Genomic DNA, 15,138 nt, shown 5'->3' with positions numbered 1-15,138 from the left:
GGTCTCCTGAAGCTGGTCCAGCCGCCCCAATGTTGCAATAACTTTCTGTTTTACCTTGTTGTTCTCTCTATAGTTGGAGACAATCTGCAGGTATTCGTGCGTGGTCTTTGCCGTTTTGACTTTTTTTACACGGGCGAACATGCCCCTAACAATAGGCGAACACTAAGGGCGCTGTCAAGGGAAAAAGTAGCAATATTGGCACTACGTTTTGGGCTTCCGGAAAACCCCACTTTAATGTTTTCAATATGTTACGAGAAGTAAACGACCCTTTTCAGCCTCCAACTGTCAAAGATGAGTTAGAAAGAGCCGGTGAGGAACCAACGTGCGTTTCCCCCGTCGGCTCCGAAGTTGGAGCCATCCGCTACAGGACCACCCGGTCTACCTCCCGGAACAACGTGTAGGATTCCAGGATAGTTCTCATGTCGGGCCAGGACAGCCCTTTGAGGATCTCGTAGGTAATGCTGTGAACCGAGCTTTCTTCCCTTTCGCGTTCGGCTTCCGTGCAATCAAACCTTTTGAAGAACTTGGTGAAGCGCACCACATGAACCAGTTCGTGGGTCAGGATGTAGAGACACAGACAGAGCAGCGTGACCCCGGCTTCGCGCAGCAGTGCTTCCAGTATTTTATGATCCTGCAAACAGATCAGGTAGAAATCCAGCACCCGGTGCGGTCTGGGGGGAACTTGCGGTTCTCTGGAGTACTTGAAAAGCTGGGCGAAGGCCTTGTTGGTGATTTCTCCCTGCGTCAGATTCTGGAGCGTTTTTATGTCGTACCGCATGCGCTTCCACTCACTTGTAGATATTCTGAAATGGTTCGCCGTAACCTCTTCGGCGATCTCTACCGCATGATGCACGATTGCGAGTTGGTCTTCATTGAAGGCGGTCAGTTCCATTCGTCTGCTATCCCGGCGATTCTTCTGGTATTGAACCTTGCATCATGTCGACCGACGAACGGGCTTTTCATATCCTTCTGTCAGGGTGCTCCGGGAATCCTTCGCAAGTCACACCCGAGCGGACGCCTCTCGTCGGCCGAAGGCGGCGCAAAGCGTCTTGAAGAAGGGTCCCTATTTCGAACGGTTCCTCGCCTGAAGGTTTCGGTTTACCGGATCGGCATGATGCCCTCACCTAATGGGATCGGCTGCAATTGAATCGTCGGCTCCGGCTGTTTAGTCTCTTCCTTTCTTCATTCCCCTGGCCTGCCGTTGGGCCCGCTTGTCTCGCCCCTTGGCGCGCCGATCTTTCTTCTCGGGACCTATGTCCTGCTTCCATTCGTGCTTTGGACGACCGGTTTTTGGGGAGTATACTCTCTCGAGGTCAAGGGCGAACGATCCGGGCAGGGGAAGATCCGGCGTTTTGTCCGGAGGTTTCGTTCTTAGGACCTCTTCGGCTTTCTTGATGGGAGGGCCCATGATGTAATCGGGCGGGACGGAATGGGTGAGGACCAATCGTGTCCCTGAAGAGAAGAAGACGATGCCGTGCGATTGAGCAAGTTCGGCGCGTATTTCCAGCAAAGTGGGGTGCGGATCTTTGCGCCTCCCGAGTCGCATCGCCAGGTCTTTTTCACGGGCCAGAACGATCCACGAGCCCGCGTAAGGTCTAAGGCCTTTTTCCGCTATGTGGGGCCAGGCCCGCGAACGTACGGCAATATACAGCATTTTTGGAGAGGCGATGGGCTCGATGGCGCCCACGCGGTCGGACCGATCGATGGATCGAATCCGGTCGCTGCTCACTTGGAAGTGTTCTTCACGATCGTGGAGAAGCACTTCGTGGATATGGGAAACGCGGATAAATCCCCAGCCTTCTTCTTCGGAGGCGGCTTGTCGCAGCTCTTTGATCGGAACGTATCCGTCCGGTTCGGGCACGAGCCCGAATTCATCCGGAGCAATTGCCAGCATATACTGGATGCGTTTTTGAAGACTGACGATCCTTTGCCGTGTCTTCTTTTCCAAGGAGTACCGCCTCTGTGAGAGAGGTTCACTATTCGTTCCGGAGCCTGTGCACCCGAAACAGACTTGAACATTTGGAGGGGATTCTGAACGGGCCCCTTTTCATGGATGCTCTTCCGGCGTTCAGTTCATCACCCGTTTCGAACAGAAGGCAAGCTTTTCAGCGGCCCACTTTCGTTTATCAATATATCATGAGCCTGTGCAAGAACCAATCATGGTGTGCGAAAAGCGGACCGGACAATTACACCCATGCTCCAATCATAGGTATTGGGATTTGGCGCCTTTGACTTTTTGGACGGAATTCCTCGAAAACATAGGCTGTATCCGAGCAGGCGCAGGAACGTATAGAAGAAATCGCCCCAACCGGCTGTCTCCGACCAATCCATTGTCTGTTTTGGTCTAGTGCAAGCGGATGTCAGGAACAGGGAAACAGGACATCCTACGTGAAATGCATGCCCAATTCGCCGATTTTTCGCGAATTTAACCTCCAGACGCAATATGTCAAAAGTACGAATCGAAAAATTAGAGAAATTACTATCTATTCTCGGTTAACGGACACGGCCCGATCGTGAGATTTTAAAGCTGAAGCCGCCTATCGTGATAGATCTTCCATTGACGTGAATTTATTCCTTGAGTTCTTAAAGAAACACTGTTAATAGGGGATTCAGTGGAGAGACATGCAGCAGAGGCGTTGCGCGAATGTCATACAAGATCGAATAGGGTTGCAAGGAGACATGGAGCTTTTATCGACACATATTGATATTTTTCAGAAATAGAAAGAAAGGCCAAAAACGTCGGGGATAGTTGTTCTTGATTGCTCTTGGGCGCAGGTAGGTTCGGTTTTCATCTAGTGCCGTATTCCAGTTCTTTACACTTCTGTATCTGAGATTGCACCGAATTCGGTGCATCACGAGGCGACAAAGGGGGGCCATGGGCGGATCGAGCGCAGATTTCCAATTGGGTAGAGGTGCCAAACTCCTCATAGGTTTCATCGTCTACATAAGTCTAAACCTGCTCATTTGTTACGACTCCTGGGTGTTGGGCACATCCCGTATCAAACCGATTCCGGAAATAATCCAAGACGAAACCGATCAAGCCTTGGCAATGAATGCAAGGCTCCAACGCCCTTTCAAATGGACATCTACCTCTCCGTCAACCACAACGGAGTTTTCCGCTTCTTTGAGCCGTACCGGCGACGACATTTCCCTTTTTTTTGAAAACCGATCCACATTTCCCGGACCGGATGCGCCCCGCTTCCGGAAAGCGACAGTGAGAAGAACGTCGGAACCGATGGGGTTCCTGTACTGGGAAGAATTGCGGGACGGGAAGAGCACGAACGGATCCGGCGGCCTGACCTCTGCCGACGCCGTCTCTCCGGACGCCCCCCGAATCATCGAGAAAGCCCTCAAGTTTAAAAAGGGCGATACTTTTTTCCGAAAAACCACGATGCTTGGCCTACCGAGGGACGCGGTCATCGGGATCATCGCATCGGTTCGCAAGGCCATGGACCTTAAAAGTATCGCCGTGGGGGATAGCCTGACCCTGAGGAGAAGGGAAGGGGCATCGGACTGGTTCGATCTGGTATTCGAAAAGGAAGACGAGTACAGGTTGGTCATTACATCCGGGTCCGACGGGTACCTCGTGGTAAAGCAGCCCGTGATTTTAATGCCGAAGCTCCGTGTGGTCGAAGGCACTATCGAGAATTCCCTCTACACGGGCGCCCGGAAGGCAGGCCTGAGCTATGGGCTGTTTCATCAGTTGGTGGATATTTTTGGTTGGGATGTAGATTTTCTGACGGATTTGCGGCGGGGGGATTCATTCAAAGTCGTTTATGAGTCGTGGTATCGCGACGGCAAGCTCGTGAAGGACGGTGTTATCCTCGCGGCGCGTTTTACCAATAACGGCCGGGTGCTGGATGCCTTCTGGTTTCAGGAGGAAGGTGACCGGGATGATTATTTCGATTCGGAAGGCCGAAATCTCAGAAGAGCTTTTCTGAAATCTCCGTTGCAGTACAGAAGAATCAGCTCGACCTTTTCTTACAAGCGATTTCACCCCATTCTAAAAATATATCGGCCCCATCTGGGAGTCGATTACGCAGCCCCTTCGGGGACTCCGGTTCAGACGATCGGTGACGGAAAAGTTGTTTTTTGCGGCTGGAAGAACGGTTTTGGCCGGCTCGTCGAAATTCGGCACAATCACGGAATCACATCGTCCTATGGTCACCTGCGTGGCTTCGAAAAAAGTGTCAAAACGGGGAGAAGGGTCACGCAGGGTCAGTTGATCGGATGGGTCGGGCAATCGGGCCTGGCCACCGGCCCTCACCTCCATTTTGCAATGGTAGACGGAGGTAAGCACTTGAATCCATTGCAAGCGCTCAGACAGTCGCCTCCCCTGAAGTCGCTGTCGTCCTATCATCGGAAGGCGTTCGAAGAGCGGGTGGCCAAATACGGACCCATGCTCGAGGGCGGGAATCAGTTGGCGGCCGCCGAATAGTCAGGAACAAGAGACTCAAACATAGCTCCAACCCTGACGCCTCGTCGGGGCACAGGCCCTGTTTTCATGGACGATGAATGGGGGATGATTTCCTGAACCGTTCGGGCTAGTAGATGTCCTTTTCGGCAAGCGCATTTGAAAAAGTATCAAACCACTTGGGCCCCAATAGGTGACGCCAGTTTTCGTACAGAGGAGTCATCTTCTGCCGAAAAAGCGCCCTTTGGTTTTCGTCCATCACTTCCACGGAAAGTCCTCGAGCGGCGGCCTTGCGGAGCAGATCCACTTCCTGCTGGACTTGATAACCTCGATTGACCGCTTCGAAGTCATCTGAAGCCTCCCTTAATATGGCGCGAAATTTGGGAACAAGGCTCTGCCAGAAGGCCGCGTTGGCCACCAGGAGACCCATGTCCATCGATTGGAAGGATGCGGTCACAAACCGGTTTATCTTTTCCTGGTTCGCTTCCAAGACCAGAGCAAGCGGTATTTGAAGCGCCTGGACGTCTCCGTTTTCAACGGCGCCGGTCAGGGGTTCACCGCTCAAACTGCTGGGCACGGCTCCCAGTGCCCGCATGGAATCATAAAACAGAGGGTCTTCCGGACCATTGATCCGCAATCCGTTGAAATCCTCGGGATCGTGCAGCGGCTTGTCGGCGTCTATGACGGCCAGGCTGCCGTAATGGACCCAGGCCAGAGGAACCAGTCCTTTTTCCTCGAACAGAGGAAACAACGCATCCGAATAGTCGCCGTTCAAAGCGCCGAGTCCGGACTTCGGGTTGTCGAAAAAGAAAGGCATTTCGGCCAAAGCTGCTTGAGGAACCATGCTCAGAGTCAATCTAATCGGAATAACCGATAATTGTATTTCTCCCAGCAAGACCTGTTCAAGGAGGGAGGCGTCATCGCCCATGCGGCCCTCCGGTAAGACTTCCACCTCGATGATTTGATTGGTCAGGGTTTCAACCTTATACTTAAACACGAGAAGCGCTACGTTGACCGCATGTGTCAAACTTTCCGTGTGGGCCACTCGAACTCGAAGCGTTGCTGCGTCGACATTTCCGCAGAACAGAACGAAGAGCGTAACGCCGGCGGCGAGACCTTGTAGTTGTAACTTGTTGATGATCATACATCTCCTCGCAGGGACCGTGTCGTGGACTTTAAAGAATTCCGTGCCCAAGCATCGAAAATACAGATCATTTTGTCAAGGAGGTATGAACCTTCAATGCTTCTTCCTGCTTGTCTCCGGAACCGATTTCCCTGAACCGAACGGCAATTAAGCTCGGCATGCGTCGAAACGGGTGTTTCTCATTCGTCTACACGGTTGGAATCCGGCGCCGGTGGAGGGGATGTTGTTTCAAAAGAACTCCTCAGGGCATCCTGCCGGCAAATAACATCTTTATCCATTCCTTGCGGATCGGAGTGGTGAAATCGGGATGAAAATATGAGATGAGACAAGCTATGGGGTCATCGAGGCGGCCTCGGTCAGACCGGGCGCCTGCCGGCTCGATGCAGGGATCGTTTATTGGAAGGTGCGCTCTTGAAGGGGGAAAGCACATTGTTGGATCGGGGGACGGAGTAGGATGCCGTGACGGTTAAGCGTTCTGAAACTCCCATGTTGGCCGAGATCGCGGTACCGGTCTCGGTGCGTATCCCGTATACGTATTTGGTTCCGAAGCCGATGGAGATCGATCTCCAGGTGGGGCATCGTGTACTCGTGACTTTTGGGTCGCGTTTCTTGGGAGGGTATGTTCTCGAACTTCGCCGCGTCCCACCCGAAAAGGAACTCAAAACAATCGCCGAGATTCTGGATCCGCTGCCGCTTTTTCCGCCGGAAATGATTCCTTTCTACAAATGGATTTCGGAGTACTATCTCTACCCCGTCGGCCTGGTCATCCAAACGGGATTGCCCGGCGGGCTTTCCGTGCGAACCCTCAAGGAGATCCGGCTTATGGAGACTGGAAGTCGGGAAGTCCCCCCGGCGGATTCCAGCGAAATCGAGCGGCAAATTCTGTCTTCGTTGGCGCAGAAGGGAACCATTCGACTGGCCGCCCTGGCTTCGCAAATAGAAGCCAAGGACCTCGGCCGCGCCGTTCGTTCGCTGGAACGAAAGGGATGGGTAGAAACGGGCATGCGGCTTAGGGGCGACACGGTTCGACCGCTGGAGGTAAAGGTAATCCAAAAAGGCGACGTTCCGCGGAAACCCACCCCGAAACAGGGTGCGATCTGGGAATTGGTGGCAGGCATGGGTGAGGTGCTTCAGAGCGAGGTAACGGCGCGGTTTCCGGGTTGCACGCCCACGCTGAGAAGCATGGAGAAAAAGGGCTGGATCCGGGTGCGTTCGGAGCAGGGGTACCGGGATCCTTTTGACCATGAGCTTTACCTTACCGGAAAGGAACCCGAGCCGTCCGAAGATCAGAAGCTGGTGCTGGATGCCCTTTACGAAAGCTTAAACAGGGACTCGTTCCAGCCTTACATGCTGCACGGTGTTACCGGCAGTGGGAAGACAGAGGTATATTTGCGGGCCGTTCATCGGGCCATGGCGCTCGGCAAGACGGCCCTGGTCCTGACGCCGGAAATCACGCTGGCGTCCCAGATGGAGGGACACTTCCGGTCCAGATTCGGGCATCGCCTGGCCCTCCTTCACAGCGGACTTACGCAGGGTGAACGGTATGATCAGTGGATGCGCGTTGTCCGTGGGGAAGCGACCGTAGTTCTGGGAGTTCGCTCCGCTGTTTTTGCACCGCTTCGGAATCTGGGGCTCATTGTTGTGGATGAGGAACACGAGCAGGCCTACAAGCAGGAAGATCGACTGAGATATCATGCTCGTGATCTGGCGCTGGTACGAGCGAAAATGGCGAAAGCCGTCGTCCTGTTGGGCAGTGCTACGCCTTCTTTTCAAAGCTACCGCAATGCGGTTCGAAACAAGTATCGGACGATCACGCTTCCGAAACGAATCGGAAAAAGCGTTTTGCCCAGGGTCCATGTGGTGGACATGAGTCAAGAAAAGATCGGAACCCGATTTTCCCGGCAACTCCTCGAGCGAATCGAGCAGAACCTTTCGAAAGGGGATCAGACGCTTCTATTTCTGAACCGGCGGGGCTACTCTCCGCTCCTGTTTTGTCCCCGATGCCGGAACACGGTTCAATGCCCCCACTGTCATGTTTCCTTGACCCTCCATGGGCATGAGAATGAAACGTCGGGAACATTGCTATGTCACTACTGCGGATTCACTAGCACGGACATGGATGCATGCCCCGTGTGCCAATTTCCCCGCCTGATTCCGCTGGGGGCGGGTACGGAAAAGATCGAAAAAACGCTGGCCGATCAGTTTCCTTCGGCCAGAATCGCCCGTATGGACAAGGACGCCGTTTCGTCCCGAACGGACCTTTTCCGGCTTATGAAGTCCTTTCACAGTCGTGAAATCGATATCCTTGTAGGAACCCAAATGATCGCGAAGGGCCTGGATTTTCCAGGTGTGACATTGGTAGGGGTGCTGGCTGCCGACCATTCGCTCCATTTTCCGGACTACGCTGCAACGGAGCGAACGTTCCAGTTGCTGAGCCAGGTGTCGGGCCGCTCCGGCAGGCGTGAAGAGCAGGGAGACGTGGTTATCCAGACCTTCCATCCGGAACACTACTGCATCGAGAATGCGCGCACACACCGGTTCCACGCCTTTTACCTGGACGAAATTGTGCATCGTCATGAACTGACGTATCCTCCCTTTTGCCGGCTGGCCGTCATTCGGATCTCCAGTCCGGATGCGCTTAAGAGTCGTGACGCTGCTTGGGCGCTTGGCCGCCTTGCAAGGGAACGAGCCGACCAAGTCCAAGGCATTCGCGTGCTGGGGCCGGCCCCGGCGCCTCTTGGCAAGCTCAAAGGGCGCTATCGCTGGCATATTCTGGTGAAGGCCGCCGAGTCCGTCGCGATGCACCGCTTTCTCAACCAGGTTTGGCCCCAATGCGAAACGGCGTTAAAGCCGTATAAAGCAACAGCCATCCTGGATGTGGATCCGGTGAGTATGCTCTGATCGGCGCCGACGCGAAGTGTCTGCCGTACACGATCGTAGTCGCACCCCGTGCATCGAGGTCGTGCGATGGGCCACGCGGGCCGGTCCGAAGGCGGAGACTGAAAAATAAGGGAATCATGCGAGAGCGGGAAATTTCAAAACGTGTTCCTTAATCATCCCCTACGTACATACCTTTTCATCGGGAAGGAGAAACTCGACCATGATCAAGATCTTAGGAATCTGCGGCAGTCCGGTTAAAGACTCGAACACGGAGCGTATTCTTGAGGAAGCGCTGAAATCGATTCAGCGCGAGGGCGTTGAAACCGAAATCGTGACCTTGCACGGGAAAACCGTCCAGGATTGTATTCACTGCAACTGGTGCCTTTTAAAGCAGGAGGAAGAGAAATTCTGTTCCATCGAAGACGACATGGCGGAAATTTACCGGGCCATTATGGACGCTGACGGACTTCTGCTGGCCACTCCGGTTTACATCGGCCGACTTTCGGGACACATGGCGGCTGTTCTGGATAGAATGCGCGCGCTCGATTACGGCAAACGAGTGACCAAGTGCCTCAAACACAAGACGGGGGCCGGGATTGCGGTGAGCTGGTACAGAAACTCGGGTATCGAAACCACCCTTATGACGCTGCACTGGGCATTTATGACCTGGCAAATGGTGATAGCCACGCCGGGCTCGCTTGCCACGTTCGGCGGTGCGGGAGTCAGCAGCTTGGGCGGTACGGGCGAATTCGATCCCAAAGACAAACATCAGGTGCTGAAGGATTCCTTTGGACTGGAAACGGCCAAGTTAACCGCTGCGAGCCTCCTCGAACTCACGGAGATCGTGAAAAAAGGGAAAGAGCGAGTACCGTGACGGGTGTTTCCGTAGAACGTCGAACGGAAACCGCCGCCGGATGTTCATGCGGAGACCCCTCATGGAAGTTGTTTTCTATTCCAGGTTATTTCCGGCATACCTAACCTATTGATTCTATGGGATTCAGGATGGGTCAAAACGGGTCTTTACGAACGTATCATGCGTGCTTACTTTTTTCTTTAGCTGCGGACCGTTATTGCCGATCCCAATTGCAGTAGTTCAGGCTTCTTTCTGAACGGATCCCGTTTGAGAGGTTCTGAGGAATTCACAGGAGGCGGACCGGAACGGGGGTGTCATTGCCCGGATCGTTCGAACGCGAACGATTTTTCCGGAGATGAGGAAACATTGTCGGTCGTTGCCGAACGCTTATTCGTGATCGGCTTCGGAACCCACATCGAGCGGTATTTAGTGCTCATTCGAAGCCGGCCCATCGATATTTGATTTATGATTTCGCCCGCGTTGATAAACATCGTCTCTTATCAGCGGAGCGCGTTAACACGCGACGGCCATCATACTCCTATCTATTGGCTATCCCAAAAGGGCTTCGAATCATGAATCTGGAAATGTATGTAAAGATACAACCCCAGTTAATTGATTTGTATGTTGAGTATCCAATATTTCTATTTCAACCTGCCTCTGGCCAATATTTAAGGTTCAAGCCAAGAGACGATCAATATAGGAAATCTACTATAGGCGAGATCATTTCACGCAACATTAATATTTATGTAAGACTAGATGACCAAAAAAAATGTAGTAAGCTTATTGAGGCTAAACTTAAACAATTATTAGAAGGTAAGCTTAATACTGAAAAAGCAGGACTGGTAAAAGGATATACAATACAATTACTTGATGAGTTTTTTGCCGAAATGGCTTATAAAAACAGAGCTAAAGAAGATACTAAGAACGGTTTGATGCAAATGCAGCGCATTGCCGAGCAATATGCAGATTTATGTTTTAGGGATAAGAATATTCTAACAATGTTACATAAATATACGATGAAGGATACTACTACGACTAGCCATAGCGTAAATACGATGGTGTTGACATTAATGTTTCTTATGAAAAATGAAAAATATATTCGAGTTACGGATTATCCAAGCCCTGTGAGAGAGAAAAAAGAAATACTAAAAAGTTGGGCATTGGGAGCGCTACTTCATGATCTCGGAAAGATCCACATACCGGACGATATTTTGAAAGCGAACAGGCGACTGACTCCGGACGAGTTTGAGATAATGAAGATGCATGTCGATTTCGGAATGAATATCTTGAGAACGATGTACGCGAATCTCAAAGACAACATAATCGTTAGAAAATGTATACAAGATCATCACGAAAGACTAGACGGATGCGGGTATCCCCAAAAGATAAAGGGGGTTAGTGTCCCAGGACGAATCTTAGGTATGATTGACTGCTTTGAAGCGCTGACCACTTCCAAAAGACCGTACCGAGAGGCTACAAGCGCCTTCGGAGCACTTCAGATCATAAAAAAGGAGACAGACTCAGGTAAGTTCGATAAGGATGTATTCATCTGCCTCGTTAACATCGTTGCGGAAGCGGACAGTGAAGTTGTTCAACAATAGGCAGAGAGCAAGCCGTCGCTTGCAAATCGGCGCCGTTTTCATGACCGGGGACAATCCTGACGGATCTTTTTTTGACCGGGATCTTGTTGGCGGATTAGCTTGATTCCGGGCAATGGGCGCTCCCCTCTTGAACAAGAAGCGCAAGATCGGAAGCGGACGCATCTCGCCTCCCGTGAGTCCGGAAGAGCATGGAGGAGCGGTTGAGGATGTGTCACGGTTTGCGTATGAATAATCCGATCTCGGTCTTTGCCGGGGTTTAATGGTGAGAAGGTTGTTATTAAAAAGATTTTTTAGGTATAATATCAATTTTATGATCCGCGCGACCGCTTTTCCCCATTCAGGGGGGCAGTCCGGCGTGTAATTCGATCGAGGCGGATCGGAAACGGTCTGGTGAAGATCTTTTTCGCAGGATGTTCGCCGGGCTTGATTGAATGAATTCGCGGGAGTCGCACGTACCGGCAACGGCGTCAGGCTCCTAGCAGGGGAGATGTTTGTTACCGATGACTTATTTTCTTTTGGTGGCGATGGGTATTTTAATATTGATAATGATTCTCCAGGTATGTGTGCTGGAAATCCTGTTCAGAAATTGGGCATGGTTCAGAGAGAAGTCGCGATTCGTTCAAATGAGCTTCTACCTGGCATCATCAACGGCGTTTATCGGCGTTCCCATGGCTTACTTCAGATATCGTGACGCCATCGACCAATCTTCATGGCTGCGCCACCTGATTCTGTATCCCTATGTCATTTATGTCATGACCGTCTTCTTCGTTGGATGCGTTCTCGTTATTCCCATTGTCTATCGGGCATTCGCCGCCCGCCGTCTTGTTTCTACAGGATTTGAAGCGCAACGCAGGGACTTCTTGAGTACTTCCGGTAAATGGGCCTTTGCCGTCGGAGCCGCCTCGTTTTCGTATGCCGCCTATGCTGAAAGCAATCAAGTGAGTATAAACAGGTATCGGGCGCGATACGACGATCTTCCCGAAGATCTCGACGGACTGACCGTGGCCCAAATCAGTGATATTCACCTCGGTCCGTATTTCTCACCGGACCAGCTTCGAGAAACCGTGGCTACGATCAACGGTTTAAATGCCGGCCTGGTGGTAGTGACCGGGGATATCATCAACCACGACGCCAAATACATACCTGAAGGCGTCGAAATTTTGGATGGGCTGCGATCGGACCTGGGCGTGTTTGTGGTGCCGGGAAACCACGACTATTACACGGGCATGGCGGCCATGGAACGTGAGCTCAGGCGCAGCCGTCTGTTTTTCCTGAAAGACGAAGTGGCCGATCGAAAAAAGCTCCCGGATTCACTACAAATCATCGGGCTCGATGACCCGGTTTCACGCTGGACCCGAGATGCCTATTTCCCCCAGCTAAAGGATTTGCTCCTGCACTGTGAACCGGGAAGCTTCCGTCTTCTTCTGGCACACCGGCCCGGAGTGTTTCGGCAGGCACGGAGTCTCGATGTTCATTTGACTTTGGCAGGGCACACCCACGGCGGGCAGTGCATCTTTCCGATTCCGGGAACTCGAGGCATCTCCCTGGCCAGGATGGGCCTCACGTATTCTCACGGATGGTATGCCTCCGCCGACCATCAGGACAACCGAATGTACGTGAACCGTGGACTGGGAACGATCTTGGCGCCGGTTCGCATCAACTGTCGTCCGGAAATCACTCTGATCCAACTGCAGAAAGGTTCGACGACGGCCCGACCCGGAATCGAAGCCTAGGACTGGAAAGGTTGGCGACGGGGCGCAGGCAAAGCGCGGGAGAGGACTTGATGTCATTTATCCTCGATATGCGCGAGCACATCGAAATGGTTGTGGTCGGCGTTCGCAAGACCAGTGCCGTCGGGAAAGCGGTTTTCGGCAGCACGGTACAACATCTGATCCTGCACTCCCCCTGTCCGGTTGCCACGGTAAACCCGGGAACGGAAAGAGATTAGAAAGGTCCTGGACAAGCACGAAACAATAACTATTATTAAAACCTACGTGATGCGCAGGCGCCTAAAGCGCTTGAAGTATTCTTCCGATACTTGCGAGGGAGGTAAGGCATGAGAAAGGAATCAATTCGAAAAAAAGAAAAAGGCGAGTATTTCGGATGGGCCAAAAACTGTGCGGTCCTTTTTCTGATTGTGGCGGCGGTTATGTCGGGTTCCCTCGCCAACGCCGCAGACATCACGGGAACACTGAATTTTACTCTTTCCGATGTGAATGGGAAAGAAGTCACACTTTCGGACTATCTGGGAAAACCGATCATCATCGTTTTTTGGGCCACCTACTGCCCCACGTGCAAAGAGGAGATCCCGGATCTGGTCAGTTTCTACAACAAGCACAAAAGCGACGTCGTCTTCCTGAGTCTGGCCCTGGACAAGAAACCGTCCGAGAAAATCATCGAATTCGCCGAACGATAGTTACCCGATCTTGAGAGCCGATTCCAAACTGGCCAGAGCTTGGGGCGTAAAGGCGATTCCCGCGGCTTTTATGATCAACAGGAAAGGGAGTGTCGATCATCGGCTTTCCGGTCTCCACGTCTCCGTGGACATGGAGAGAAAGCTCGGAGATATCACAGGTCCCTAAACGGCCGCCGAGAGCTGCACCGGACCGGTCTCGGAAGCGAGCCCCGTTCTATATGTTCTTTCTCCAGCGTGGATGAGTGATGCCGAGCTTCCTTATTTTATAGTTAAGAACACGCCGGCTGATCCCCAAATCCTCTGCCGCGTCCTTTTGGATCCAGAGATTTTTCTCCAAGGCGTCCAATATAAGCTGACGCTCATTATCGACCAAGGATCGCACCTTTTCGGAGGGTATTATTTCGGGTTGAGGGGAACGGACTTCGGGCGCGGACTTGATCGGCCTGGGAAACGTGCCCAAAGCCACGTTTTGTACTCCTACCGCTGAGTCGTCGGCTAAAAGCACGGCCCGTTCCACCGTATTGGAAAGCTGACGGATGTTCCCGGGCCAATCGTAATTTCGAAATATGTCCAGAACATCCTTCGTGAATCCGCTCAACTTCTTTCGCAGATTACGGCAATGCTTATCCAGAAAGTATTCCGCAAGCAGGTGGATGTCTTCCCGCCGCTCCCTCAGCGGCGGCAAATGGATGTTAAGCACGTTGATGCGGTAGTACAAATCCTCGCGAAACAGCCCTTTTTGAATCTCTTCGGATAATGCCTTGTTCGTTGCGGCAATAATGCGAACGTCCACCTTGATGGTCTTGTTTCCGCCCACCCGCTCGAACTCACGTTCTTCCAGAACTCTCAGGAGCTTTGCCTGAAGCATAGTGCTTATTTCGCCGATCTCGTCCAGAAAAACGGTGCCTCCGTTGCCTTGCTCGAAACGTCCGATTCGTCTCTTGGTGGCCCCGGTAAAGGCTCCCTTTTCGTGCCCTAAGAATTCGCTATCGAGAAGGGTGTCCGGCATGTTGGCGCAGTTGATCTTGATGAAGGGTGATTTAGCGCGTTTGCTGTTGAAGTGTACGGAGCCTCCCAAAAAGCTTTTTCCAGTGCCGGTCTCCCCGGTCATCAGAACCGTCGAATCGGTTTCGGCCACTCGTTCGATCATATGAATGACCTGTTTCATCGCGGAACTTTCCGCGATGATGTTGTTCAAATCGTAGACCACGTCCTGGTTGCGACGCAGGTAATCGATCTCGAACCTGAATGCCCGGTTTTCCAGGGCCTGCTCGATCGACTTGCGAATCTTTTCAGGGGAAAAGGGCTTTATGACGTAGTCGAAGGCCCCTTTTCGCATGGCCTCCACCACCTCTTTGGCGTCTTCTCCCTCGCTGGTCATGATCACGACCGTTTCCGGAGACGCCCTTTTTATGGATTCAAGCAACTTGCTGCCATTGGACCCGTTAAGCCTTTTGTCGATAATAGCTACGTCGAACAGCTTTTCTTCCAGAATTCCCGGTTCGTTCCCGCCTTGCTGCCAGAATACGAGTTCGTGTTCTTCAGACAGTATGTCCGACAACAAGTCTTTCCAAACACGATCGTTTTCGGCGATCAGAACTTGCGCCATGGCCGTGCTCCTTTGAACTTGAAAGTACAGTATTGTTACTATTATTACAAAAAAAGCAACGAGGCGCAACTCTTTTTCTCACTCTTTTTCTCGAGATTCGTTGATTTGTCTTCAGAATGCCGTTAAATGCCCGCCATGTCCGTCGTCTCTCAGGGATGCAGGGGGGATGCGCTCTTCAGGCCTTACCCGCCTGCGGCTTTACATATCCGGACGAATCTGGT

General features: G+C 52.2%; 10 protein-coding genes. 6 read left to right on the top strand and 4 right to left on the bottom strand.

Annotated features, from left to right (window positions below; genetic code table 11):
* Positions 1-361: 361 nt before the first annotated feature.
* Both HY788_03045 and HY788_03040 read right to left on the bottom strand, forming a co-directional pair.
* On the bottom strand, positions 362-892 hold the full coding sequence (locus tag HY788_03045; protein ID MBI4773152.1) for a hypothetical protein: 531 nt from the start codon (positions 890-892) through the stop codon (positions 362-364).
* 273 nt (positions 893-1,165) lie between these two features.
* Positions 1,166-1,948, bottom strand: a complete 783-nt coding sequence (locus HY788_03040) for an RNA 2'-phosphotransferase (protein MBI4773151.1) — start codon at positions 1,946-1,948, stop codon at positions 1,166-1,168.
* A 1,266-nt stretch (positions 1,949-3,214) separates the two neighbouring features.
* On the opposite strand from HY788_03040, the gene HY788_03035 reads away from it, so the two are divergent.
* Positions 3,215-4,438, top strand: a complete 1,224-nt coding sequence (locus HY788_03035; protein MBI4773150.1) for a peptidoglycan DD-metalloendopeptidase family protein — start codon at positions 3,215-3,217, stop codon at positions 4,436-4,438.
* Between the two features lie 106 nt (positions 4,439-4,544).
* Here HY788_03035 and HY788_03030 read toward each other — a convergent pair whose 3' ends face one another.
* Positions 4,545-5,558: a TRAP transporter substrate-binding protein gene (locus HY788_03030; protein MBI4773149.1), complete on the bottom strand. Its 1,014-nt coding sequence runs from the start codon at positions 5,556-5,558 to the stop codon at positions 4,545-4,547.
* 459 nt (positions 5,559-6,017) lie between these two features.
* Between HY788_03030 and priA the strand changes: the two genes are divergently transcribed.
* The 5 genes from priA (at position 6,018) to HY788_03005 (ending at position 13,308) form a co-directional block, all read left to right on the top strand.
* The gene (gene priA, locus HY788_03025; GenBank protein MBI4773148.1) at positions 6,018-8,459 is read left to right on the top strand and encodes a primosomal protein N'; all 2,442 of its coding nucleotides are present in this window, start codon (positions 6,018-6,020) and stop codon (positions 8,457-8,459) included.
* Between the two features lie 199 nt (positions 8,460-8,658).
* Positions 8,659-9,312, top strand: coding sequence for a flavodoxin family protein (locus HY788_03020; protein MBI4773147.1), 654 nt, complete (start codon positions 8,659-8,661; stop codon positions 9,310-9,312).
* Between the two features lie 551 nt (positions 9,313-9,863).
* Positions 9,864-10,892, top strand: a complete 1,029-nt coding sequence (locus HY788_03015) for an HD domain-containing protein (GenBank protein ID MBI4773146.1) — start codon at positions 9,864-9,866, stop codon at positions 10,890-10,892.
* A 1,576-nt stretch (positions 10,893-12,468) separates the two neighbouring features.
* Positions 12,469-12,840 carry a universal stress protein gene (locus tag HY788_03010; GenBank protein MBI4773145.1) on the top strand — a complete coding sequence of 124 codons (372 nt, stop codon included), beginning with the start codon at positions 12,469-12,471 and terminating at the stop codon, positions 12,838-12,840.
* Between the two features lie 108 nt (positions 12,841-12,948).
* Positions 12,949-13,308, top strand: coding sequence for a TlpA family protein disulfide reductase (locus tag HY788_03005; protein MBI4773144.1), 360 nt, complete (start codon positions 12,949-12,951; stop codon positions 13,306-13,308).
* A gap of 214 nt (positions 13,309-13,522) precedes the next feature.
* Here the strand turns inward: HY788_03005 and HY788_03000 are convergent, their stop codons facing one another.
* Entirely contained in the window at positions 13,523-14,917 is a 1,395-nt protein-coding gene (locus tag HY788_03000; GenBank protein ID MBI4773143.1) for a sigma-54-dependent Fis family transcriptional regulator, read from the bottom strand.
* Between the last annotated feature and the right edge of the window lie 221 nt (positions 14,918-15,138).

It is taken from the genome of Deltaproteobacteria bacterium, assembly GCA_016208165.1.
GTDB lineage: Bacteria > Desulfobacterota > Desulfarculia > JACQYL01 > JACQYL01 > JACQYL01.
Note: the sequence above shows the minus strand (reverse complement) of the source record. Positions and strands in the feature narration are given on the sequence as shown.